Origin of the sequence: Oceanispirochaeta sp. M1 (genome assembly GCF_003346715.1) — a bacterium.
GTDB lineage: Bacteria > Spirochaetota > Spirochaetia > DSM-2461 > DSM-2461 > Oceanispirochaeta.
On sequence record NZ_QQPQ01000047.1, the window covers coordinates 1 to 23,574 of the forward strand.

Consider the following 23,574-nt stretch of genomic DNA (forward strand, 5'->3'; position numbering starts at 1 on the left):
ATTCCGGGAAAACCCACATGAATTTTGCTTTTCCCAAGAAGCATTTTGATGCGATTGGTTTGTATTCGTTTGTTGACAATTTGTTGTTGTATCGTAACGGTCTACGAACCGCCGTGGTACGGAACCGTATGCCCGGTGGTGTGAGAGGACGGAGGGCGTGAGCCCTCCTCCTACTCGATTAAGTTTAAATCTATTAGAAAAGCAGTTAAAGATCCACCGGCATTTGTACTTTACATATAAGCCTTATTTGCTTCTATTAGTGCTCTTCTTTGATCAACACATCCTCTGGATGTATAAGGATCTTCCGGAGTATTTTTCACATAGTCCAGAAGACGGTTTATAGTGGTAGTTGCCACATGGCAGCGTGTATCTGATGAAGCGTAGTAGATAAATACATCTTCCCCTTTCTGAATCCATCCGTTGGAAAAAACCACATTGGAGACATCTCCGACCCTCTCTTCTCCTTCCGGGGCAATAAAGTAGCCTGAGGGACGGTGAGTGATCTTTGAAGGATCATCCAGAGAGCTTAAAAACATATAAAGAACATAGCGGAGTCCCGCAGCAGTGTTTCTAACACCATGTGCCAGATGGAGCCATCCCTCTTCAGTTTTGATAGGAGAAGGTCCCTGTCCGTTTTTCACTTCATTGATTGTGTGGTAGACCTTGCAGTCCATGATGACAGAGCTCTTAACTTCTGCATTTTCCATTGTAGGAGAGAGTCCCCAGCCGATGCCTCCCTGGCTTCCTGCTTCGATAAAACTGTCCTGCGGGCGGGTATACAAAGCATATTGACCATCAATCAATTCGGGGTGAAGAACAACGTTTCTCTGCTGTGAAGAGTTCGTCTTCAAATCGGGAAGTCTTTCCCAGTTTTCCAGGTCTTTTGATCTGATAATGCCGCATTGGGCTGTTGCTGAACTCTCATCACCGGCAGGCGCATCAGGGTCTTTTCTTTCTGTACAGAACAGGCCGTAGATCCATCCGTCTTCATGTGCCGTGAGGCGGACATCATAGACATTTGTATCAGGATCTTCTGTCTGGTCAATCACAACAGGGCTTCCTGTAAAGCGGAAGTTTTCGATTCCGTTGTCGCTCTCGGCCAGTCCGAAGAATGACTTTCTATCATGTCCTTCAATTCTGACCATAAGATAAAATTTATTGTTGAAGTAGATGGCTCCGCTGTTCAGCGCTGCATTGATTCCCAGGCGTTCTGCAAAATAGGGATTTGTCTCAGGGTTGTAATCATAGCGCCACCGGGGTGGGATGTGTGCTGCTGTAACGACTGCATTTTCGTACCGTTCATAGACTCCCCCAGTGCTGAACACTGCTTTGTTCGGAAGGCTCACAAGCTCTTCATAATCAGTGGTTATTCTTTCTTTCCGTTCTTCAAATATGCTCATTCTTTTATTCTTCCCTAGGATTATTTAATCAGTTTTTCTATACGTTCAAGTGATTCAATACAGGCTCTTGAATTGTGGTAAGGACATTTCCATTCATCAGCTTTATATGGATTGATCTGTGATGTGACTCCGTCATCCTTAGCAAAGCCCCACCATTCTCCGTCTTTATGATCCACATGGTGCTTGTCACAGAAGTTCCATATATTCTGAGCAGCAGAGAGAAAATCTGCTGCTCCACTCAGTTCATAGGCATTCAGGAATCCTATGACAGCTTCATTCTGTACCCACCATATCTTATCTCTATCCAGGGTCCCGTCGGCATGCAGCTCATTGTTCATTCCACCGCTGCCGAGTGTTCCATCCAGATAGTTGTCCAGTGCATTTTGTGCAATCTCCAGTACATCCGCTCTATATCTTTTTGTTAATTCGCCGTTGTTCAATGTCTGAAGAGCTTCCCATACCAGCCATGAGGCTTCAATATCATGTCCATAACTCATGGTTTCAGAGCGGCTCTGCCAATCTTCTGTAAAGAAGAGTGTAAAACTGCGTTTCTCCCGCTTATATATCTTCTCCATCATAGTGAGGGTTACCGATTCCAGAGCCTCAGCAGTTTTTTTATATCCGCAAATTTCATGAAGAGTGGTGTAGGCTTCCATAATATGGAGGTGCGTGTTGTTTGACTTTTTATCATTCTGATCAACATCACTCAGGCGTAGGTCTTCCATATCCTCCCATTCTCTTGAGAGTGCTTCCACATAGCCACCGTATTCATAGTCACGTGCATGTTTCTCAAGTGCTTCAAAGATGTTGAGAGCGTCTGTTTTAGCCTGTTCTTCATTGGATATTTTGTAGTACTCGGAGAATGCATAAATGCCGAAGGCCTGGGCATAGGATTGTTTACGATTGTTGGTACTGCGGCCTTTGCTGTCTACTGTCCAGTACAGCCCGCCGAACTCAGGATCTATGAAATGCTCTCTGATATAGCTAGCCGATCGCCCTGCAAGATCTTTGTATTTCTGTTCTTTCGTATATCCATAGGCTCTCGAGAAAGACCAGAGTAACCTTGTATTGAGGATTACTCCTTTTGGGGCATCAGCCTCAATTTTGCCGTCTTTATCAATTCTACCGTAGAAACCGCCGTCCCGATTATCTATCATTTTCTCCGACCAGAAGGGGAGTGTATTGTTGGAAAGTATTGAATCAATTTTGTGCTTCAAGCTGACAAGTACAGTTTTCTCCATTCATTTTACCTTTGTATAACAGGACAGCTGCTGCGCTCTGTTATTGTTGTTTTGAATATATTATTTTTGCTGCTGTTATTTTCACTGCTGATCAGACGGAATAATGACTTGACCGCTTCTCTACCCAATAATGAAGTAGGCTGACGGATGGCAGTCAGTTTCGGTTCCATAAAGTTCAGATAACGGTAATCATCAAACACTGTAACCCCTATAGAGGCTGCTGAGATATTCTTCTGTTCCAGCCGTTCAAGAACATCGTAGAGAAAGTTTCCTCCTGCTCCAATAAAGAGACCATCAAGGTCGGGGCAGTCTGTAAGAACTTTATCAACTGCTGAATATATGCTTTGAGTATTGAACTCATCGGCTGCTGCATTACAGGGATGAAGCCCGTGGTTAAACATTGTCTCTCTGAAAGATATGGTTCTTTGGCGGTTATAGTAATAATTCTCCGGGCCGCTGATGAAGGCAATATTTCTATATCCCCGGTTGATCATATATTCTGTTATGCTCTTACCGGCATAGGCATTATCAATATCCACAAAATGATGTTTGAAATCAGGATTCTGCCCAATCAGAATAAAGGGAATATCAGTCTGGTCGAGGAGACTCATCTGATCTTTATCTATAATTTCCGAGCCTATAATCAATCCATCCACTTTATTACTGTTGATAATCGATTTGTACAGATTTTCCAGGGCACCCTCTTCTCTGGGAGTAAATAGCATCAGATTGTATTCCATCGCAGCGGCTTCGTCGGCTATGGCGGATATCATTGCCGACCAGTAGTCGTTGTTCAGGCTTCTTCCGGCTTCATGAGGAATTACCAGACCGATATTGCTGGTTTTCTGGTTTGAGAGTGCTCTTGCAGCAGAATCAGGCTGAAAGTCGAGCTGATCAACAATCTCCATAATCCTTTCTCTGGTATCGTCACCCACACCGGGCTTGTTATTCAAAGTCTTTGAAACAGTGGCTTTGGAAACTTTGGCCATCTTGGCTATTTCAATTATTGTGATACGTTTTTGCCTGTCCATCTTGTTCAATACACCTGTATATAGGATTTCAGAAGATGGTTTATTCTAATGAGAGAAACCGGTTTCGTAAATAGTTTATATAATCGTTTTGACTTATATGTTATATATTCAGCTACTTTTGTTGGATTTCTATCTTTTAATGAAACCGGCTTTGTAGGTGATCATTGAGAAAGAAGTCAGTCTTTATGAAAGTCGTGCATGATATGGGTGGAAAGAATTGACTCAATCAGGTTTTCTTCTTTGTTTTCCATAGCGGCAATCAGGATGCTGTGCTGTTTAATATAGTCAGAGAGCATAGTGCTATTAATATTCTGAGTTAACCTGAGGAGCTGAATCCGTGCATCAAGTTTTTCAAAAATTTCAAAAAGACAGTAATTTTTGCAGTGTTCTGCAATTTTCAGATGAAAAAGGCTGTCCATTTCGAAGGACGCAGCTTTATCGCCCTCAATATTCAGTTCCAGACATCTATCAGATACATCTCTGATCTCCTGGAATTCTTCGACTGAAGCATTCCGGCTGAACAGTTTGGCAGACAGGACTTCAAGATCAAGTCTGACTTCGGCAATCTGTCTTGCTTCGTCTTCACTTATGATAACGACTTCGGCATAACTTCTGGGTTTAAGGTAGATAAGTCCGTAGTCGCTCAGCTTCTTAAGAGCCTCACGAAGAGGAGTGCGGCTGACTCCAAACAATTTGCTTAAAGAGGCTTCGGGAACACGTTCTCCACCCTTAAGTTCTCCTGATAAAATCATACGTTTGATGTGGTCATGAACTTGGTCAGAAAGGTTCTTTCTAGTGATCAGCTGTTCCATATTGTTATTGTATACAAAAAACTATTAAAAGGGAAATACTTTCCTAGTAATGGTTTTTTTCTCCTTTTTTTGAGATGTCTGCTGCAATATTTACAGCGTTACTGAAGGCTGTAAAACCGGCTTTTCCCTGTCCGGCAATGTCAAATGCTGTTCCGTGGGATGATGTAGTAACAGGAATAGGCAGTCCGCCGATAAGAGTCACACCCTGGTCAAATCCCATCAGCTTACTGGGTATCTGAATCTGATCGTGATACATTCCCAGTACTCCGTTGATCCCTTCTTTTTCCAGACGTACGAAAAGTGTATCCGCCGGGTAGGGGCCCAGCACAGAGAGTCCCTGTTTTCTTGCTTCTTCAGCAGCTGGTTCGATGGCTTCAATCTCTTCCCGGCCGCAGAGTCCACCTTCTCCTCCATGAGGATTAAGTGCGGCTACCGCAATATTGGGTGTTATGCCGCAGGCCTTCATTTCATTATTCAGAAAATGGATGCACTCCAGAATACGCTCTTTTTTCATATAGAGCGGTATGTCTCCGATGGGAACATGGGAAGTCACTCTGGTGGTCCAGAACTGATTTAATATATTTATCTCTCCGTGTATATCTGGTCTGTTAAAGATTGATTTTAGGAGTTCTAATTCATTTTTCTCCGGATTCCCACCAAGCTTAAGAGCTTGTTTATTGAAGGGGGCAAAAACAATACCCTGTACTTCATCCTCCAATGCCATTTTCAGTGATGCATTGAGCATGGAATAGGCATAGCATCCTGCTTCGGCAGATAGTTTCCCCATAGGGAGACCATCGGGAGCGTTGTGGCTCTGGATGTGGAATACATCAAGATCTTCAGGGACAGACTTTATATCGGCATATCCTGGAAGATCCAGATCTATTCCACAGATAAGAGCACCCTGGTCCAGAACCTTTCTATCTCCCATAACTGCAATCCTGACGCCTTCTGGGAAGGAATTTGCATTGAGGTATCGGGCTGTAATTTCCGGACCTATACCGCAGGGGTCACCTGGTAATAGTGCCAGAACAGGTTTTTTCATCAGGAATTCTCCAATTATATTGATCTAAGGATGGGTACACCCTTTTCATTCTTTTCTCTTTTCAAAGGGGCGTCGTTACATTTCATGACAGCCAGCTCTCCCCTGTAGGCTACAACTGTTCCGTCTTCCAGATGTCCTCCGGCAGCCTCGTTTTCACCCTGCATCAGGGCTATATGAACATGGGGTTCATAGTCGACGATAATTCCCCCGATAGCAGACATCTCGAATGGCGCCTCAACAGTATGAATCACATCATTGGGCGGATAAGTTGTGTGGGCAATGTAGTGCACTCTTGCCTTCTTTATTGCAGCCGCGCCGCTGAGGATTATGCCATGGCGTATATTCTGCTCTCTGCAGCTCTGACGGATTGATTCCATCAGAAGATCATCCTCTTCAAGGCTGATAAACACAAGTTCCATAGTTCCGCTGTAGGGAATGCTTTCCACTGTTTTACTCTCTCTTAAAAGGGGCTCGCATGAGCCCCTTTCAGTATGAACTACTTAACTCAAATATTATTTAGTGTACATATCTTCGAATTTCTGCATGTAAACTTTGGCTTCAGCTGCGGGGAGATGATTTCCAACAAGCAGGAATTTGTCGATATAGTTTTCTTTCCATGCATCGGATGCTGCAACTTTTGCAAGAGCGTCAGACCAGAATGCTACTGCTGCTGCAGGCATGTCAGCGGGTCCTACAACACCTCTGAAAATCTGGAATTCAATGTCGTATCCCAGTTCAACAAAAGTAGGTGCATCAAAGGGTCCACCGAAGCGGGTAGCGGAAGCTGTAACCATGGGGAGCAGTTCGTCGCTGGATACCAGGTCAAAGGAGGCTGCAGGTTTGGCAATTGCCATATCTACGTGTCCACCGAGGAGCTGAGTAAGAGCTTCACCAGTTGAGTCGGATCTAAGGTATTCCATGTCTCCGCCGATTTCAGAAACCATAGCATTGTAGATAGCTTCGTCATCAGACTTTGAACCACCGATAATAAGTCTTGTTCCACTTTTAAGAGCTGCAATAACATCTTCCATAGACTTATAGGGAGAGTCGTAGTTTACAAGAAGAATCTGTCCGTCCAGAGCCATTACTGCAAGAGGAGTCAGACCATCAAGATCTCCGCCTTCTCTCTGTACCATAGGCTGTAGGTCTCCGGAGTTGAAAGTAAGAAGTGTGTGAGATTCTTTTTTCATCATGGAAACGGCTCTTCTACCTACGGCACCACCACCATCAGTTTTATAGTTGATGATAATGTTCTTATCAACAATACCTTCACTCTTCATGATCTCAACGATATTCTGAGTAAAAATGGAAGAACCACCACCGGCACTGGATGTAACGACCCATTCTGCACCTTTTGTGGGAGTCCAGGGACCATCAGTTGCTTCCTGCTGACCTTCTGCGAAAACAACAGCTGATACCAGGGCAACCATCAATAATACGCTTAACAGTTTTTTCATCTTTAAAGCTCCTTCATTGCTTTTTCTTTTCTATTCTTCTCCCGACCCATAAGGTCGGAATCAAATGCTTCGTTCTGTGACAGATCAGACTCTGTCCGGTCATTTTTTATTCAGGCTTCATCAGTCCATAACGGATATACGTTTCATTCGGTGCATCCGCTTCTTTCATGAGAAGACTCATTTTTTCCTTCATAGAAGTCACCAGATCTGGATCCGTGATCGGTTTTTTCTGCTCAGGATCATTTGCTAAATCAAACAGATAATCACCCAGGGTATGCTGGTAGGTATTATGTGAGGGTTTTAAAGCCCTGATCTTCAGTACCTGACATCCCTTACTGAATGACAGAGGTTTTTCAAGTGTCATGTCAGATAATTCTTCGGGTGAAAAAAGACTGTTTATATGGGTCGGCAGGAGGGTGTAGTTAAACAGATTCTTATCATCTGCACTCACAGGAGCTCTCATATAGACATAGCGTCCATCGGTATAATTGATATGTCCGCCATGAAGGCCGAAAAGGGCTCCCTCTCTGACAGATTCATCATTTCTGATAACCCTCTCAAGACTGCAGCCCTGCATATCTCCGGGTATTTCAATATTAAAGAAATCCAGAAGAGTGGGGGCAATATCTATGGTCTGAACCAGGTTGTGGTTCTCTTTGTTTTTCTCTGCTGTTCTGGGGTCCCAGACAAAGAAAGGAGTTCTTGCAATTTCCGTATATGTGGGCATTCTGTTCTTGCCAAACCATCCGTGCTCTCCCAGAAGGAAGCCATGATCTGTGTTGACAATAAGCATGGTGTCATTCCACATATTATTCTCATCCATCATATCCATGACTTTTCCCAGATAGGCATCACACATGGAAAGAAGGGCGGCATAGCGTTTTCTTACATGAACAATCTGTTCATCCGTATAATTTTCGGCTTCCTGGTAGGCCGGCCAGTCAAAATGAGGACCTTTGTAGTCGTCATCGTAAAGAGCAGCATAGTCATCGGGCACAAAGAAAGGCTCATGGGGATCAAAAGTTTCCAGCTGAAGGAACCAGTTGTCACTCTCTTTGTTTTTTTCTATGAATTCCATACCCGCCTCGAAAGACTTGTATAGAGGCATATCTTCTTCGGCAGGCATATACTTTCTGTTGACCCAGTCCTGTCTCCAGGAGTGTTTCATTCTGCCGATCGCATCTTCGGGGATCTCCGGATCGGCAATTTCGCCCTTCCAATAATCACCTTCCTGGCCTCTGAAGGATTCCCAGCTGTTGTAGCGGGTGTGATAGCTTGCCCCTCCATCTTCCCAGTAATGGGCATGATCGCTGACAAGATGGGTGTAAACACCGTTCTCTTTCAGAATAGAGGGCATGGAATCATCAAAGGGTTCCACCGGTCCCCAGCATCTGTGAAGGAAATTATATCTGCCCGTGTGAAGTTCTCTTCTGGCGGGCATACAGGGGAGGCTTCCGGCAAAGCTGTTTGTAAAGGTTATTGTGTTTTCACTCAGGCGTTTGAAGTTGGGGGTCAGGGTCCAGTCGCATCCATAGGATGAGAGCATATCCCTGTTGAGTGAATCAAACATAACCATAACAGCCTTCATTTCGAAATCTCCCTTATATTTTTGTTTATGCCTTGGACTTTGACTTTCTTATTGTTGTGATTCCTTTTCTGATAATAGGAGAAAGGATGGTCAGCAGCAGAAAGATAATCAGGCCGCAGGCAATAGGTTTCTGGAAGAATATCCAGGGACTACCGTCAGATATAATAAATGACCTTCTGAAATCACGCTCCAGAGTCGGTGCCAGTACAAAGGCAAGTAGAAGGGGAGCGATAGGATAATTGTTCTTTTTAAGATGAAATCCTACAAATCCGGCAGCCAGCATCAGCATTACACCATAGAGTGAATTGCTTGCACTGTAGGCACCCATAATACAGACCGCAGTGATGATGGGAACCATAATTTTCACGGGTACCTTCAGTATCTTGATAAGGAAGGGGATGATAGACAGGGCTACAATCAGAGTAATTATATTGGCAACATAGAGGGAGGCGATCAATCCCCATGCAAACTCGGGCTCATTTTGAAAGAGTCGGGGGCCCGGAGTGAGACCGTACATCAGAAGTCCACCCAGGAGAACAGCACCTGTTCCTGAACCGGGGATACCCAGTGAGAGGAGAGGGGCAAAGGCACCGGCTGCGGCTGCGTTGTTGGCGGCTTCTGCGGCAGCGACACCTTCCAGTACTCCGGTTCCCATCTTGTCTCTGTTCTTACCGATCTTTTTCTCGGTTATATATCCCAGGAAGGAGCCCGTTGTGGCACCGGCACCGGGAAGAATTCCGATAATAGTTCCCAGGAAACTTGAACGGATTGCCGGTCCCAGAAGACGCTTCATTTCTGATTTATTCAGAAGGCTGTCTTTCAGGGAGAGTTTCATGTCTACTGAATCACTATTTTTCCGGGGTTCCATCATCTCCATGACCTGTGAGAATCCGAACATCCCGATGACAAGGGGGATAAAGGATATTCCGCCCAGGAGGTGAAGAGATCCAAAATCGTAGCGGGGAGTTCCAACAACAATATCAAATCCGATGGTTGCAATCATTACACCTAATAAGGTAGAAACGACGCCCTTTGTGGGATTGTCTCCTAAGAGCCAGCCCAGGGAGGTCATGGCGACCATAAGGAGCGCTGCCATTTCAACAGGACCAAACTTAAGACCAAGTCTTGCAAGGGCGGGTCCGGTAATTGTCAGGATGATTATGCCGATTGTTCCACCTATAAAGGAGGATATATTCGCTGTGAACAGTGCCTTGCCGGGTTCACCATTCTTAGCCATGGGATGACCGTCTAAGGCTGTCATGACCGCCGGGCCGTCTCCGGGAATATTTATCAGGATGGAACTGTAGGAGCCTCCATACATATTGGCATAGTAAATAGCCGACAACATGATAATCCCGGTTACAGGGTTGAATCTAAATGTTAAAGGGAGAAGCAGAGCCACTCCCGCCAGAGAACCAATTCCGGGCATAGCTCCGACAATCAGTCCCAGAATGGCACCTGCGGCAGCCGCAAGAAGGTTCTGAAAAGTAAGGGCAGTAGCAAAGCCCTGTAATAATAAAGTTAGTGTTTCCATTAATTAACCTCTGATCGCATTGAAGATAAGTCCCTCGGGGAAGGGAACCATCAGCCACATGGCAAAAACGCCGTATAGGATTGCTGTTGTAATCACTGAAATTGGAAGTGACTTTTTCCAGCTGTATTTTTCAATCAGCTTCAGCCAGCCTTGAAGAAATAGGAACATAGCCGGGAAGAATCCGATAATCATAGCTGATCCAACAGTTACAAAGGCTGCTATAAAAGGTAGATAACTGGCCTTTATGTACTCGGGGGGGGCCATTTTTTTCCCTTCCAGAAAAGCAATTATGCTAACCCCGGAAGTTAGAATTCCTATGATTGATGGGAAGAATCCGCTGCCGGGCCCTTCGTCCCACCAGCCGTAGTTTGTCAGGCCGTAAATTACCCATACAAGTCCCAGGACAAATGTTATTGCAGGGATTATCACACGGGTGTTCGTTTTTAAAGTTTTCATTAAAACTCCAGTATATGGAAAGTATTGTTTTATTAAATGGTACACAATGCACCATGAACTATTTCAGGATATCACAGATCTTTCTGCTGTCAATGGAATTCTATCATATTTTGGAAAATAAAATATGATGATAATCCTATAAATTAATTAAATGTATATAGTAGAACAATATAATATATGTTGTTTCGTTATACCAGCCCTGAGTTTCGACATTTAACCAAAAAAACTATTGACAGCTGATTCAAATGGTATACAATGTGCAATATAGATTAACTAAAATCGAAGAGGAAGAAGTTCCTCTTTATAAAGGGAGTACCATATATGCAGAAAATAGCCTTTATGATAGGAGATCCCGCCGGGATCGGGCCTGAGATTACAGTCCGCTGTATTCAGGAATATAAGGATAGGGGTGATGTAGCCCTGGTCCTGGTGGGAGATCGTCCCAGCTTTGATCGTGCACTTGATATTTGTGATATTAAAATGGATGTTCAGGATGTTTCTGAAGATCAGATAGCAGATTCTAATGCCGACCTGATGTTTTTTAATGTCCCTGTTATCGGGGGAGAATCAATTCCTTTTGGTGAAGTCTCAGAGAAAGCCGGTGCCTGTGTATACAGTTCTCTCAAAAGCATCCTTAAGATGATTGATGACAAACTGGTGGATGGTTTTGTTTTTGCACCCTTTAATAAGGAAGCCATGAAAAAGGGGGGATGTCCCTTTCCCAGTGAGCTGGATATGTTCAAAGATCACTTTAATCGCCCCGATATAACCGGTGAGATCAATTATATGGACCCCATGTGGACAGTCCGTGTATCAAGCCATGTCGCTGTAAAAGATATTCCCGAATTTGTGAAGAAAGACAGAATCTTTGATTCTATCATTTTCCTGGATGGAGAGATGAAGAGATTCGGAATCGACTCCAGAAGAATCGCTGTCGCCGCACTTAATCCTCATGCAGGAGAGAAGGGTATGTTCGGTACCGAAGAGGGTGATGAAATCGAACCTGCTGTTAAGGCCGCACAGGATGCAGGAGTCAATGCCTCGGGTCCCTTCCCCGCAGATACAATTTTTCTGAAAGTTAAAAACGGCGAATATGATGCCATTGTTTCCATGTATCACGACCAGGGACAGATCGCCACAAAGCTTCTTGGCTTTGATAAGGGTGTCACCATTCATGGCGGAATGCCCATTGCCATAACCACATGTGCCCATGGTACTGCATTTGACATCGCCGGTACCGGAAAAGCAAGACCAACGGCTCTTATTGAGGCCCTGAAAGTGGTTCTGCGTTCCCTGAGTAATTAGGAGCAGATCATGTCAATTAAACTAGCACTGGCTGTGGCTCCTGAAAATGCCCTCATGTCTGCCTTCGTTGTGTTTCGAGACAAGCTGGAAATCAGCATGTATAAAGCCGCGAAGCTGGGGTTCGACGGAGTCGAGCTTGCCCTGTTAAATAAAAAACAGGTTGATCTTCCTAATGTGAAGAGAATGATGAAAGAGACGGGCCTCGAAATCCCCATGGTTTCTACAGGCCAGATTTTTGCTGATACGGGAGTCAACTTCACCCATCCTGAAAAGGAAAAAAGAGAGAAAGCCCTTGCTGATTTTCTGGGGTTGATGGAAGTGGCTTCAGAGCTTGGCAGCCTGATTAACGTCGGTCGTCTCCGGGGGACTCTGAATGAAGGTTCTCCTTCTCTGGATTACTTCAATGAATCAATGACTAAGGCCCTTAAACGTTCTGAAGAACTGGGAGTTACCATCGCCCTTGAACCGGTGAACCGTTATGAGATCAACTTTCTGAACAGCTGCGCCGAGACTGCCGAGGCTATCAGGAATCTGGATCATCCCAATCTTACAATGATGCCTGATGTCTTTCATATGAATATTGAAGACCCCTCCATCGAGGGCTCTCTTGGAAAATATGCTGACCTGATTTCTTATGTCCATTTTGCAGATTCAAACCGCTGGGCACCCGGACGGGGACATCTTGATTTTCAGAGCATTATCACGGCTCTGAAAACTTCCGGATTTGACGGATATGCCTCTTTGGAAATTCTCCCTTATCCCGAACCCGATCAGGCCGCAGCAGAAGCCATCAACACCATAAGGAAGTTTATATGACTTACAGCATCGAACACTTCGGAATCATGAGCCGTAATCCGGCGGAGCTGGCTGCCTGGTATAAGGATGTTCTGGGCTTTGATCATCTATTTATTCCTCCCGGAGCAGAAGCCCCTGTCTTTGTGAAAGATAAGAGCGGTTTCATCATCGAGTTTTTCTCCATGCCCGAAGGATTCAGGCATCCCGAAGATCAGATCCGCAAGGCTCAGCATCTCTGTCTGACAGTGGAAGACTATGACAAGGCTGTCACTGATCTTGAAAGTAAGGGAGTCGTGTTTAAGGAAGAGGGCTTCCCCATCTTCCAGGACGGCAGGGTTCGCTTCTTTCAGGACCCTGAAGGAAACTGGATTCACCTGGTATGTCGTACACAAATTCCCTGGTCCTGAACCGGGGAGTAATATTAAGGAACAAAATAATGACGAAAACGAATAAGGAACTGCAGGCACTGGCTCAGCAGTTCAGGATTGATGTCATCGAAACTCTTCATGACAAAGGAACAGGGCATTGGGGAGGATCATCCTCGGTTGCCGAAATACTTACCTATCTTTACTTCTCACAGATGAATATAAAACCTGAACAGCCTGAATGGCCTGACCGGGATAGACTGATATTAAGTAAGGGCCATGCGTCTCCAATGCTCTACGCCATACTGGAGAAAAAAGGCTATCTGGCTGAAGGAACCCTCAGCTCTTTCAGAGACATTAACAGCGGACTGCAGGGACATCCCTGTATGAATAAAACTCCCGGTGTTGAAATGTCTACGGGTGCACTGGGTCACGGCCTTTCTGTAGGACTGGGTATGAGCCTTATGGCAGCCCGTAATGAAAATCCCTTCAGGACCTATGTGATTGTCGGTGAGGGATGTTTGAATGAGGGACAGTCCTGGGAAGCTATTATGGCTGCCGGAAAGTTTGCTCCCAAAGATCTGGTTCTCCTTGTGGATTATAACAAGGTTCAGCTTGACGGTCACTCTAAAGATATTATGCCTCTGGATCCTCTGGCAGATAAGTTCAAGTCCTTTAACTGGAATGTGGCAAAACATACATATAACGGCCATGACATTTCTGAAATTGAAGAATCTTTTAAATGGCTGAATAAGCAGAATAAGGGCCCATCAGTTATTATCTATGACACAACAAAAGGTAAGGGTGTTGATTTTACTGAAGACACCCACACATGGCATGGTGCTCCAGTGAGCGATGAGCATCTTAGGGACGCTCTTCCCCAGCTGAAAACTGTCCTTAGCAAATGGGAGGATGAATAATGGAAATGAAAGCAATGAGAGATGCCCTGGGCGCCGCACTGGTGGAGCAGGGTAAAACAAATGATAAATTAATGGTACTGGATGCAGATGTCTCTTCCAGCACCAAGACCGGTCTCTTTGGTAAGGCTTACCCCGACCGATTTTTCAATATGGGTGTGGCAGAAGCCAATATGGTTGATGTTGCCGCCGGTATGGCTACCTGCGGTTATCGCCCAGTGGTCAGTGCCTTTGCTATTTTCCTGGCACTTAAGGCCACAGACCAGATTAGAAATGTGGTCTGCTACAACAATCTGAATGTCATTATCGCTGGTGGATATGCCGGGCTGTCCGACTCCTTTGACGGTGCCAGCCATCAGTCAATTACGGACATTGCAATCATGAGAGCTTTCCCTAATCTTACCGTTCTGGTACCAGCTGATGCTGATGATGTAACAGCAGTTCTGGAACAGGCTCTGAAAATGGATGGTCCTGTATATATAAGAATGTGCCGGAATCCCGGACCTGTCCTCGATAAAAAGCCTTTGACCATAGGTAAGGCGGAAGTTCTTACAGAAGGTCGGGATGTTACAATCGGTGCCTGTGGAGTGACAGTCCAAATGGCACTGGAGGCGGCTGAAATACTCTCTGAAAAAGGGATTAAAGCCGAAGTTCTGGATATGGGAAGTATTAAACCCATGGATGGAGCTGCCGTACTTGCCTCAGTTGAAAAAACAGGATGCTTTCTTTCAGTAGAAGAGCACTCTGTGCATGGCGGACTGGGAAGTGCTGTCTCCGAGTTTCTTGCAAAGAATAAACCTGTGGCTATGGACTTTGTGGGTGTTGAAGACTGCTTTACAGAGTCGGGACCCTATGATGCCCTCTTAGATAAATATGGTATATCCATACCTGCTATTGTAGCCAGGGCTGAAGCTCTGGCTGCCGGAAAATAATCATTGGCGGAGAGGGCAGCAGCTTTCTCCGCTTTTTCATCCAAACATTCACAGCAAGGTGATAAAATGACGGATATGAGATCAAATGAGTTACCCAGAATTGCCCTGATTCATACAACACCCCTTGTCCTTCCTGCTGTGGAAGGGGCAATCTTATCCCTGAAGAATAAGTATGATTTCTTTCATACTCTTGATGAAGCTCTTCTCTACAGAATCATGAAGGATGGAAACAGTGCCGATCTGGTTGTTCCCTGGCTTCAGACTCTGGTTGATCAGGCTGTAAAGGGAGATGCTCAAGCTGTGATTGTGACCTGCAGTTCTTTGTCACCCTATGTTCAGGAAGTCAATGAGAAATCAACAGTCCCTGTGATTCGGGTGGATGAAATGATGTACATTAATGTGGCCAAAACCACTGAGAATCCGGCTGTTCTGATGACCAATCCAAGTAATGAGATCCCCGCAGCTCTTCTTGCAAAGGAGACTGAAGAAGGTCTCGGTCTTATGAAACCAATTCCAATCAATATCTGCCCCGGGGCTTTTGACGCTCTTAAGGCGGGAGATACAGATAAACATGATCAGGCTGTTATCCGGGAAGTGGATTCTATGCTTCAAAAGCATGATGCTGTGATGTTCTCTCAGATCTCAATGGCAAGAGTCCGCGACCTTTTAGCTGCAGAACAGCAGGCAAGAGTTCATGTGTCATTGGATTATCTTGAGCAGATATTAGGTGAATCTCTGAGTTCATACAGATAAACAGCAGGGATAGCTGATCAGTTACTAATGACAACATCCTTAATACTTATGATTTACTGACTCTGCCAGGGGTAGGGTAATCTCAATTCCTGCACCCCCCCAGCGGGAAGTTTTATATTTTACTGTCCCTTCGTACTCATTTATTAAAAAGCGTACGGAAGCAAGGCCGATCCCCATTCCCCGGCTGTTCCGGCCGTTATCATTTCTGTAGAATATATCAAAGATTTTACTCCGGTCTTCTTCTTTGACTCCAGGTCCCGAATCTTCCATCAAAAGAATTAGATGTCCTTTTTTACTGTCCGTAAAGGCACTGAATAGTATCTTGTCATCTTCAAGGCTGTAACGACAGGCATTGTCATGAATATTGTGGAGGGCACGGGTCAGCATTTTTTTATCACCCCGGATCACAAGGGGGCCGTTTATCTGTATATTGTCGCTGTACTGTCTACTCTTCAGGCTGCTCTCCTCTCTGAAAAGCGCGCTTATCTCCTTAAGCCATGCATTAATATCCATCAGTTGTTCATTTTCAATCCAGGTTGTGCTTATCCCCTTGAAAATATAAAGGAGATCTTCAATGCGTTCTTCCAGGATTGCTCCCTTTTTCAGCGCCTTTTTAATGGCGTCTCCCGCTTCATCTGACACAGGAATAATGCCGTCATTCATGGCTTCAAGGTACACTCTCATGGAGGTCAAGGGTGTTTTCATATCATGTGCAAGGGAACTGAGCATTATAATAGCCCTGTCACGGGTTTCTTTCAGCTCCTGCCTGAGCTCTTCGATTATATTAAATACCGCAGCCAATTCGTTTCTCCGCGTGAATTTTACGGGCTTATCCAGTTCAAGGTTTATTATATTTTTAGAAGCTTCAACAAGGGCTTTTACATTCCGGTGATGGGAGTTCATCAGTATGGCCCCTATAACAAACATCATCATCGCTATTAAGAGGGCAAACGCCATGGTCACAGGTTCCTGTGTCATTTGAAAGGCAAGAGGAAGGATAGACTTATGATAGACGCAAATTCCAGGTATCCCTTTGTAGCTAAAGCTGAGCACAGTTGCTCGGTCCGGAATATATGAAATAAATGCAGAAGTCCACCAGATTATTTCATTTTCCCTATTTGTTTCTGTTGGGCCTCGAGACATCAATTCATTTCGTATATCATCCTCCAGATAGTGGAGAGTTCCGTCCTGTGTTACAACCAGCGAAACCCATTCAGGAACTTTCGCATCTTCCCCGGTCTCCAATATATCCAGCAGGGTTTCATGAATGAAGCGTTTACTTCGGAGTCCCTCGGTATCAAGCTCACTGCGGAACTGCCAGAGAGTAATATAAAGGGTCATACTGGTAAGAAGAATACTCACCGGGAAGAAAATATTGATCATGTACATACTGATATTGGCGCCTCTAATGGTCATTCTGTACCTCCGGTAAAATAGTAGCCATAACCGTAACGGGTCTTTATAAATAAGGGATGGGAGGGATCGTCTTCCAATTTTTTCCTGAGGCGCTGAATATGGACCGATACGGTGCTCAAATCGCCGAAATCGTTACCCCATATCTGTGTATATAACTCATTCTGGCTGTATGCCTTGTCCCTGTTCCGGCTTAGAAAAAGGAGAATATCCATCTCCCGGGGGGAGAGATTCTGTTTTTCCTCTCCACGGCTTAAGATCTGATGGCTCCGGTCCAGTATCCAGGAGCCGAAGCGGAACAAATCAATCTCTTCTCCCTCTACATTGCTGCGGTGCAGATGAGCCCTTATACGGGCAACCAGTACAGCAGGACTGAAGGGTTTGGTGACATAATCATCCGCCCCGGCTCCGAAACCCATGATCTGATCAAGGTCTTCCTGTCTGGCTGATACAATAATGACCGGGGCCCGGCTGTATTTTCTCAATTCATTCAAGGTCTGGTAACCGTCTATACCAGGCAGGTTTATGTCCAGGACAACAAGATCAAATGCCCCATTGCTAAGCATTTCCAGAGCCTTCTCACCTGTTTCGGCCCAAGAGGTCTGGACCCCCTCTTTATTCAGGTAAAGGATCATTACATCAGCAATATCCTTTTCATCTTCTACAATCAGTATTTTCCCTTTCATCTCTCTGCTCTCTGCTTTGGTTATGTATATTGTAACAGATCAAGGGCAGTGAGGCTTTAGCCATAGATCTGAACAAATATGAACGGACTGTTCAGATTTGTTGATTTCCTGTTTATCCCCCTTAGCCCTGGAAATCCTTATATTCAAACGAGTGATGATTTAGAAATCACCCCCTCACTAAAAATTCGGGGATTACAGGAGTCTTATATGAAAAAGATGATAATCGGAATTACTTTAATATCTCTGATGATTCTGACAGGCTGTGGAACTAATACTGAAATCGCATCAAGGAGTCTTGAAGAACTGCATAAGGAGCAGGGTATCCCCGTAGAGTCCAGAACTCTGGCTTCTGAAAATTTTTCAACATACCTGAGTTTTACCTCCACTTTGACAGGAATTAAGGAATCCACCGGATCGGCCATGCTTTTAGATACAATAGAACATGTTCTGGTGGAAGTAGGGGATTTTGTTGAAAAGGATCAGATTATCCTTACCCTACCCAAAAGCAACCCTCAGGCTAACTACTATCAGTCCATGGCTGGATTTAATGCAGCAGAGCAGGCCTTTCACCGCATAGAGTCTCTCTATGCCAGTAACGGAATTTCCCGGCAGAATTATGATGACGCCAAAACCCAATACGAAGTGCAGCTTGCCAACTGGACTATGGTTCAGGATATGGTGGAAGTCAAAGCCCCTATCGCCGGATATGTCACAAGACTGGCTGTTCGGGAAGCGGATAATGTCAGTCCGGGACAGACCCTTTTCTCCATTTCCAATTATGACAGTCTTTCATCCAGGGTCTGGGTATCGGATCATGAGATAAGAAAAATCAACAAAGGTCAGAAAGTCAGTGCAAGCTGGGAAGGAAATACCCTGCAGGGAACAGTTACTCAGGTGGATCTGGCCCAGAATCCCGATAAAATGGCATTCGGAGTCAATGTCCTGTTTGATAACATGGATCATATTCTGCCCAGCGGTATAACTGCTGAAATCGATATTGAAACAAGTCTGAATCCCAATTCCATTGTACTTCATCGCCGGGAAATCCTGAATGACAATCAGGGAATGTATGTATTTATCAATGTTGATGGTACAGCCCAAAGGGTTAATATTCAGCCGGGGCTGAGGCAGGGTCTGTACTATCAGATTGCAGAAGGTCTTAACCCTGAGGATGAGTTGATTACTCAGGGACTGACACTTTTACATGACAACAGCCCTATCCATCTTCTCCAGGAAAATGAATCTCTGGCATTGATTCCGGAAAATTAAAAGATTCTCAATAATATCCATCCCTCTCCTCATTTCTGAAAGACTTCTGCTTTCTTGCACACAGCATCAGAGAGGGGGGGCGGGATTTTTTTATACCTTTTAAGGAGTTTTAAATTGTTTTTATCAGATATATCCATAAAGCGTCCTGTAATGATCACAATGGTCATGGCGGCATTGCTCTTGTTTGGTGTCATTGCCTATCTGGCCTTGCCTCTAAACCTTATGCCCGATGCCAAAATCCCCTACATCACGATTACAACCATTTACCCCGGAGCCTCCCCTGAACAGGTGGAGAGTCAGATTACAAAAAAAATTGAAGATGAAGTAGCGACTGTCAGTCTTATCAAGTCTATCCAGTCTTACAGTCTGAACAGCGCATCCATTACCTTACTCGAGTTTGACCTGGAAAAGGATCCCGATGTGGCTACCCAGGAAGTCAAAGACCGTATAGATTTCATAATCAATGACCTGCCCGATGCCGCAGAAGCACCTCTGGTAAGCAAGGTGGATATTACGGCATCCCCTGTGATGACCCTGGTATTGAAGGGGCAAATTGAGAGTACGGAACTCAACCATCTGGCAGAGAGTCAGGTCAAAGAGAAGCTGAGTCGTATAAAGGGTGTGGGAAGCGTCAATATTGTGGGAGGCGTGGACAGGGAAGTCCTTGTGGCTTTTGACAGTAAAACAGTGTATGAAAATTCTCTGAATCTCAGCCAGGTGGCAGGAATTCTGGCTTATGCCAATGTGGATATGCCGGGAGGAAATTTTCAGAATGAAAGCGAAGATTATGCTGTGAGCCTGCATGGACAGATTCAATCAGTCGAAGATTTAGCTGGGATCATGATTCCCGGCTCCGCAGGGATGAGAAAGCTGGACCAGCTGGCTGTGATTGAACCCACGGCTCAGGATGTGAAACATAGGGTAAGCTTCTTCAGCCGGGAAGGCGGTACAGCCGGAGAAACCGTTCTTTTGTCCATAGAGAAAAGTTCAGAGGGAAACCCCGTGGCTATCTCCAGGGAGGTGGTATCTCTTCTGCCAGAGCTCCAAAAGGCTCTCCCCTCGGGAGTTGAACTTTCCATAGCCTCCGATGATTCTGAGTTTATAGAGAATACGGTTAATGACACTCTGGGCAATATTATCCTGGGAATTCTCTTTACAGCAGCAATCCTGTTTTTTTTCCTTCATGACTTCCGTTCAACCCTGATCGTAGCCATAAGCATGCCCATGTCCATCATTCCAACCTTCATAATACTCCAGACCATGGGCATTACAATCAATATGATGTCCCTTATGGGCTTGTCCACCTCTGTGGGTGTCCTTGTTATGAACTCCGTAGTGGTTCTTGAGAATATATTCCGACACAAGAAGATGGGTGTTGATCGTAAAACCGCAGCCTCAAAAGGAACCTCCGAGGTTGTTGTAACAATTATTGCATCCACACTCACAAATATTGCTGTATTCCTTCCCATCGGAACCATGGGGGGGATTGTGGGCCTCACACTCAAAGATTTTGCTATGACCGTGGTAGTCTCCACAATATTCTCTCTGCTCATTTCCTTTACTCTCACTCCCATGCTGGCATCTCTTTTGATTCCTGATGGAGAGCAGAAAAAAGGGAAAATTTCCAGGGGAATAGAATCCTTTTTCAGCTCCCTGGAGAGGGGATATGCCCGGGCTCTTACAGCCATTTTAACTAACAAGAAAAGAAGTGGAGTCCTTGTGGGCTCTGTGCTGCTTTTATTTGTCCTTGCTATATTCTCTTTGAGCAGAATACCCTTTGAATTCACCCCCCCCATGGACAGCGGTGCCGTACGGGTAGAGGTGGAACTCCCTCAGGATGCATCTTTGGATCAGACAAAAACCCTTGTGGGGGAAATTGAAGATGTAATGGTCTCCTATGAAGAAGTGGATAGCTATACAGTTACCCTCGGGGAACTCTCCTCTTTAGACAGCGGAACGAATCTTACTGCCATTGACTTAAGCCTGGTGGATGCCGGATTGAGGAGGAGCAGCCGCTCTGTTGCATCCACTCTCTCTGGAGATCTGGCAAATATATCCAATGCTGTTATCCGGGTTACTGCGGTTGACGGATTCTCCCTGATGGGGAGTTATCCTATTGATTTTTATCTTCAGGCAGATGATGGTGCTGTCCTCCATACAGGTGCCGAGGAGTTCTACCGACGTCTCAAGGAAATTGATGGCCTGAGCTCAATCAATATGAGTCTTAAAAGCGGCAAACCTGAAATCATCCTGCAGCCGAACCGTCAAAAAGTTGCAGATGCAGGTATCACTGTGCAGGATCTGGCCCTGAGCATGAGGGCTGCCATAGAGGGGCTGACACTGACTCAGTTGAAAAGCGGAACCCGGGAATATGACATTCGTGTGGCTTTGATGGACTCAGATGTCTCCAGTTTTGAGCAAATCAGGACTATTCCCGTTTCTACTCCTGCAGGAATATACCCCCTCTCTCATTTTGCAGAGATAAGCATGGAAGAAGGGGTCAATAAGCTGCTGAGAACCGACAAATCGGGATCGGTCAACTTCACTTCCGGTATTGAAGAAGGCTTTGTTCTGGGAGATCTGACTGTAGAAATTGAAAATGCTTTTGAACAGATGGATAATTCCGAACTCTCACTCAAATGGTCCGGAAGTGCCGAGATGATGAAAGAAACCATCAGCGCCATGGCCTTTGCCTTCGGCATAGCCATCCTGCTGACCTATATGCTCCTGGCAGCCGTTCTTGAGAAATTCGGCCAGCCTCTTTTAATACTCTCTACCGTTCCTCTTTCTCTGATCGGGGTTGCTGGTATTTTTCTCTTAACAGGGATGACTCTCAATATGGTATCCATGATGGCAATCATCATGCTTGTGGGTATGGTTGTAAACAACGCCATCCTCATACTCGATTACACTAATCAGCTCCGCCGGGAAGGTATGAATATCCATGATGCTCTTATCAAGGCCTGTCCCGTAAAACTGCAGCCCATTTTGATGGCTAATATCGCTACAATGCTGGGGCTCATGCCCATGGCCCTGGGAATCGGTAAATCCGCTGCTGAGATGCGGCAGCCCATGGGTGTGGTCAGTATCGGCGGACTTCTGGCTGCCACATTGCTGACCCTGTTCTTCATACCTGCCGTGGAGAACATCGTTGAATCTAAAAAAGAAAAGGCTGACCATATAAAAGCCCTGAAGGATCAAATATGAAAAAAACAGCAACATTGCTTCTCCTGTCTATCCTGAGCTTCAGCTCTTTGCAGGCACAGGGGTTGGACCTGGATGATTATCTCCAGCTTATAGAGAAAAACAGCAAGGATCTTTACATGGCACGTCTAGACCAGGATCTGGCGGCTAACAAGGAAAATCAGGTCAGAGCAGCCAACCGTCCTATGGTCCAGGGACAGGCCGGATATAATCGTAACTTTCTGGAAATCGAACAACCCATGCCCGCTTATGCCGATGGTACAGCCGACTCCGCCGCCATAGGTATCTATCCCATCGCTTATGAGCCGGTTCGATATAACAGCGATAATGAATTTTCCCTTTCCGTGGGAGTTCAGCAAAACCTGTTTGATATGAAAATCACCAAGGCTCTCAAGGCCAGTCAGAAGTATCAGGACCTCACGGGCAGCATATACGAGGCCTCCCGGCAGGGAATCCTCACAGCCGGAAAAAAAGTCTATTACCAGACTATCCTCCTGGATGAGGTTTATAAGGTGAAGAAATCCACCGAAGACAACGCATATGAAACCTACCTGGATATTAAAAAGAGATATGAAAACGACCTGGCCTCGGAGTTGGAAGTGTTACAGGCCGAAGTTAACTGGCAAATCAATATTCCCGACAGCAGCCAGGCCGCCCGGAACCGAGATCTGGCCATGAGCAACCTCAAACATCTGGGAGGCATCGATCCTGATGAGAAACTCATCTTGACAGGAAGCCTCAGCTCATTTCCTGAAATTCCAACAGAAACAGAATTGGGCAGCATACTCAGCACAAGGCCGGACTACAATATTCTCATCAACCAGAGGGAATTGAACGATATCAATATCTCCATGGTTCGAGCCGAATTCTATCCCACCCTGGCGGCCTCCGCAGGATATGGCTGGCAGAAGCATACAAATGATTTTGACCTGGAAGACGGAATAGGAGCCCTGCAGGCAGGACTACAGCTCACCATCCCCATATTCTACGGTGGAAGTCGTTTTTCCAAACTGGAAGAGGCAAAGCTGGAACTTGATAAAACCCGCATGTCCATCCTCAAAAAACAGGATGATGTTCAAACCGAGATCAATAACCTCAGGCTTCTTTTGGAAGAATCATCATCAAGAATAGAGGTCGCCCAGACCACATTGAAAATAGCTAAGAAAGCCTACGGAATAATGGAAATCTCCTCAAGGAACGGTCTGGCTACCCAGTTGGACTTAAAGGATGCCCTCCTTAATCTGGACGGAGCCCAATTAAACTATTACAAAGCCATATACGACTATCTGGAAGCCTATTTCAACTATCAGCAGGCTGTGGGAGAGGGGGGCTTGCTTTTCCCCTGAAAATTCAAAAATCCATTATATTTTT

21 protein-coding genes are annotated in these 23,574 nt (G+C 45.3%); 9 read left to right on the forward strand and 12 right to left on the reverse strand.

The features are described 5' to 3' along the window. Positions 1-230: 230 nt before the first annotated feature. The 10 genes from DV872_RS22215 to DV872_RS22260 form a co-directional block, all read right to left on the reverse strand. The gene (locus DV872_RS22215) at positions 231-1,400 is read right to left on the reverse strand and encodes a glycosidase (protein WP_114632166.1); all 1,170 of its coding nucleotides are present in this window, start codon (positions 1,398-1,400) and stop codon (positions 231-233) included. 20 nt (positions 1,401-1,420) lie between these two features. Then, positions 1,421-2,641 carry an AGE family epimerase/isomerase gene (locus DV872_RS22220; RefSeq protein ID WP_114632167.1) on the reverse strand — a complete coding sequence of 407 codons (1,221 nt, stop codon included), beginning with the start codon at positions 2,639-2,641 and terminating at the stop codon, positions 1,421-1,423. A gap of 5 nt (positions 2,642-2,646) precedes the next feature. Continuing rightward, positions 2,647-3,672: a LacI family DNA-binding transcriptional regulator gene (locus DV872_RS22225; RefSeq protein ID WP_114632168.1), complete on the reverse strand. Its 1,026-nt coding sequence runs from the start codon at positions 3,670-3,672 to the stop codon at positions 2,647-2,649. A 176-nt stretch (positions 3,673-3,848) separates the two neighbouring features. Further along, entirely contained in the window at positions 3,849-4,484 is a 636-nt protein-coding gene (locus DV872_RS22230) for a GntR family transcriptional regulator (protein WP_114632169.1), read from the reverse strand. 43 nt (positions 4,485-4,527) lie between these two features. Continuing rightward, the gene (locus tag DV872_RS22235) at positions 4,528-5,529 is read right to left on the reverse strand and encodes a 4-hydroxythreonine-4-phosphate dehydrogenase PdxA (RefSeq protein ID WP_114632170.1); all 1,002 of its coding nucleotides are present in this window, start codon (positions 5,527-5,529) and stop codon (positions 4,528-4,530) included. A 14-nt stretch (positions 5,530-5,543) separates the two neighbouring features. Next, positions 5,544-5,975: a PCC domain-containing protein gene (locus DV872_RS22240; protein WP_114632171.1), complete on the reverse strand. Its 432-nt coding sequence runs from the start codon at positions 5,973-5,975 to the stop codon at positions 5,544-5,546. A gap of 66 nt (positions 5,976-6,041) precedes the next feature. Next, a complete protein-coding gene (locus DV872_RS22245; RefSeq protein WP_114632172.1) occupies positions 6,042-6,986 on the reverse strand; it encodes a tripartite tricarboxylate transporter substrate-binding protein in 945 nt (314 codons plus the stop codon). Between the two features lie 106 nt (positions 6,987-7,092). Then, complete coding sequence (locus DV872_RS22250; RefSeq protein WP_114632173.1) at positions 7,093-8,574, reverse strand: sulfatase; 1,482 nt, start codon at positions 8,572-8,574, stop codon at positions 7,093-7,095. Between the two features lie 25 nt (positions 8,575-8,599). Further along, a complete protein-coding gene (locus DV872_RS22255) occupies positions 8,600-10,108 on the reverse strand; it encodes a tripartite tricarboxylate transporter permease (protein WP_114632174.1) in 1,509 nt (502 codons plus the stop codon). 3 nt (positions 10,109-10,111) lie between these two features. Next, a complete protein-coding gene (locus tag DV872_RS22260; RefSeq protein ID WP_114632175.1) occupies positions 10,112-10,564 on the reverse strand; it encodes a tripartite tricarboxylate transporter TctB family protein in 453 nt (150 codons plus the stop codon). A gap of 321 nt (positions 10,565-10,885) precedes the next feature. Here DV872_RS22260 and DV872_RS22265 point away from each other — a divergent pair, with 321 nt between their 5' ends. The 6 genes from DV872_RS22265 to DV872_RS22290 all read left to right on the forward strand — a co-directional run bounded on the left by DV872_RS22265 (position 10,886) and on the right by DV872_RS22290 (position 15,631). Further along, a complete protein-coding gene (locus DV872_RS22265) occupies positions 10,886-11,869 on the forward strand; it encodes a PdxA family protein (RefSeq protein ID WP_114632176.1) in 984 nt (327 codons plus the stop codon). Between the two features lie 9 nt (positions 11,870-11,878). Further along, a complete protein-coding gene (locus tag DV872_RS22270; RefSeq protein ID WP_114632177.1) occupies positions 11,879-12,685 on the forward strand; it encodes a sugar phosphate isomerase/epimerase family protein in 807 nt (268 codons plus the stop codon). Beyond that, positions 12,682-13,071 (forward strand): VOC family protein, encoded by a 390-nt coding sequence (locus DV872_RS22275; protein WP_114632178.1) that lies wholly within the window; start codon positions 12,682-12,684, stop codon positions 13,069-13,071. The genes DV872_RS22270 and DV872_RS22275 overlap by 4 nt, the downstream gene beginning before the upstream one ends. A gap of 29 nt (positions 13,072-13,100) precedes the next feature. Further along, complete coding sequence (locus DV872_RS22280; RefSeq protein WP_114632179.1) at positions 13,101-13,949, forward strand: transketolase; 849 nt, start codon at positions 13,101-13,103, stop codon at positions 13,947-13,949. Beyond that, positions 13,949-14,878 carry a transketolase family protein gene (locus tag DV872_RS22285; RefSeq protein WP_114632180.1) on the forward strand — a complete coding sequence of 310 codons (930 nt, stop codon included), beginning with the start codon at positions 13,949-13,951 and terminating at the stop codon, positions 14,876-14,878. Before DV872_RS22280 ends, DV872_RS22285 begins: the two co-directional genes overlap by 1 nt. A gap of 75 nt (positions 14,879-14,953) precedes the next feature. Beyond that, entirely contained in the window at positions 14,954-15,631 is a 678-nt protein-coding gene (locus DV872_RS22290) for an aspartate/glutamate racemase family protein (RefSeq protein WP_147283244.1), read from the forward strand. A 39-nt stretch (positions 15,632-15,670) separates the two neighbouring features. Here DV872_RS22290 and DV872_RS22295 read toward each other — a convergent pair whose 3' ends face one another. Next, positions 15,671-17,047: a sensor histidine kinase KdpD gene (locus DV872_RS22295; protein WP_114632182.1), complete on the reverse strand. Its 1,377-nt coding sequence runs from the start codon at positions 17,045-17,047 to the stop codon at positions 15,671-15,673. Continuing rightward, positions 17,044-17,730, reverse strand: a complete 687-nt coding sequence (locus DV872_RS22300; protein WP_114632183.1) for a response regulator transcription factor — start codon at positions 17,728-17,730, stop codon at positions 17,044-17,046. Before DV872_RS22300 ends, DV872_RS22295 begins: the two co-directional genes overlap by 4 nt. Before the next feature lie 207 nt (positions 17,731-17,937). On the opposite strand from DV872_RS22300, the gene DV872_RS22305 reads away from it, so the two are divergent. From DV872_RS22305 to DV872_RS22315, 3 genes are all read left to right on the forward strand, one after another. Continuing rightward, entirely contained in the window at positions 17,938-18,999 is a 1,062-nt protein-coding gene (locus DV872_RS22305) for an efflux RND transporter periplasmic adaptor subunit (protein WP_158547122.1), read from the forward strand. A gap of 114 nt (positions 19,000-19,113) precedes the next feature. Beyond that, entirely contained in the window at positions 19,114-22,206 is a 3,093-nt protein-coding gene (locus DV872_RS22310; protein ID WP_114632185.1) for an efflux RND transporter permease subunit, read from the forward strand. Continuing rightward, on the forward strand, positions 22,203-23,549 hold the full coding sequence (locus DV872_RS22315) for a TolC family protein (RefSeq protein WP_114632186.1): 1,347 nt from the start codon (positions 22,203-22,205) through the stop codon (positions 23,547-23,549). The genes DV872_RS22310 and DV872_RS22315 overlap by 4 nt, the downstream gene beginning before the upstream one ends. Positions 23,550-23,574 lie beyond the last annotated feature (25 nt).

What these genes read in the sequence shown, in the direction of transcription:
- DV872_RS22235 (WP_114632170.1), bottom strand. Translation starts at nt 5,529, where the DNA reads ATGAAAAAACCTGTTCTGGCACTATTACCAGGTGACCCCTGCGGTATA.
- DV872_RS22260 (WP_114632175.1), bottom strand. Translation starts at nt 10,564, where the DNA reads ATGAAAACTTTAAAAACGAACACCCGTGTGATAATCCCTGCAATAACA.
- DV872_RS22295 (WP_114632182.1), bottom strand. Translation starts at nt 17,047, where the DNA reads ATGACCATTAGAGGCGCCAATATCAGTATGTACATGATCAATATTTTC.
- DV872_RS22245 (WP_114632172.1), bottom strand. Translation starts at nt 6,986, where the DNA reads ATGAAAAAACTGTTAAGCGTATTATTGATGGTTGCCCTGGTATCAGCT.
- DV872_RS22315 (WP_114632186.1), top strand. Translation starts at nt 22,203, where the DNA reads ATGAAAAAAACAGCAACATTGCTTCTCCTGTCTATCCTGAGCTTCAGC.
- DV872_RS22215 (WP_114632166.1), bottom strand. Translation starts at nt 1,400, where the DNA reads ATGAGCATATTTGAAGAACGGAAAGAAAGAATAACCACTGATTATGAA.
- DV872_RS22225 (WP_114632168.1), bottom strand. Translation starts at nt 3,672, where the DNA reads ATGGACAGGCAAAAACGTATCACAATAATTGAAATAGCCAAGATGGCC.
- DV872_RS22220 (WP_114632167.1), bottom strand. Translation starts at nt 2,641, where the DNA reads ATGGAGAAAACTGTACTTGTCAGCTTGAAGCACAAAATTGATTCAATA.
- DV872_RS22285 (WP_114632180.1), top strand. Translation starts at nt 13,949, where the DNA reads ATGGAAATGAAAGCAATGAGAGATGCCCTGGGCGCCGCACTGGTGGAG.
- DV872_RS22270 (WP_114632177.1), top strand. Translation starts at nt 11,879, where the DNA reads ATGTCAATTAAACTAGCACTGGCTGTGGCTCCTGAAAATGCCCTCATG.
- DV872_RS22280 (WP_114632179.1), top strand. Translation starts at nt 13,101, where the DNA reads ATGACGAAAACGAATAAGGAACTGCAGGCACTGGCTCAGCAGTTCAGG.
- DV872_RS22300 (WP_114632183.1), bottom strand. Translation starts at nt 17,730, where the DNA reads ATGAAAGGGAAAATACTGATTGTAGAAGATGAAAAGGATATTGCTGAT.
- DV872_RS22305 (WP_158547122.1), top strand. Translation starts at nt 17,938, where the DNA reads ATGAAAAAGATGATAATCGGAATTACTTTAATATCTCTGATGATTCTG.
- DV872_RS22255 (WP_114632174.1), bottom strand. Translation starts at nt 10,108, where the DNA reads ATGGAAACACTAACTTTATTATTACAGGGCTTTGCTACTGCCCTTACT.
- DV872_RS22265 (WP_114632176.1), top strand. Translation starts at nt 10,886, where the DNA reads ATGCAGAAAATAGCCTTTATGATAGGAGATCCCGCCGGGATCGGGCCT.
- DV872_RS22250 (WP_114632173.1), bottom strand. Translation starts at nt 8,574, where the DNA reads ATGAAGGCTGTTATGGTTATGTTTGATTCACTCAACAGGGATATGCTC.
- DV872_RS22275 (WP_114632178.1), top strand. Translation starts at nt 12,682, where the DNA reads ATGACTTACAGCATCGAACACTTCGGAATCATGAGCCGTAATCCGGCG.
- DV872_RS22290 (WP_147283244.1), top strand. Translation starts at nt 14,954, where the DNA reads ATGAGATCAAATGAGTTACCCAGAATTGCCCTGATTCATACAACACCC.
- DV872_RS22230 (WP_114632169.1), bottom strand. Translation starts at nt 4,484, where the DNA reads ATGGAACAGCTGATCACTAGAAAGAACCTTTCTGACCAAGTTCATGAC.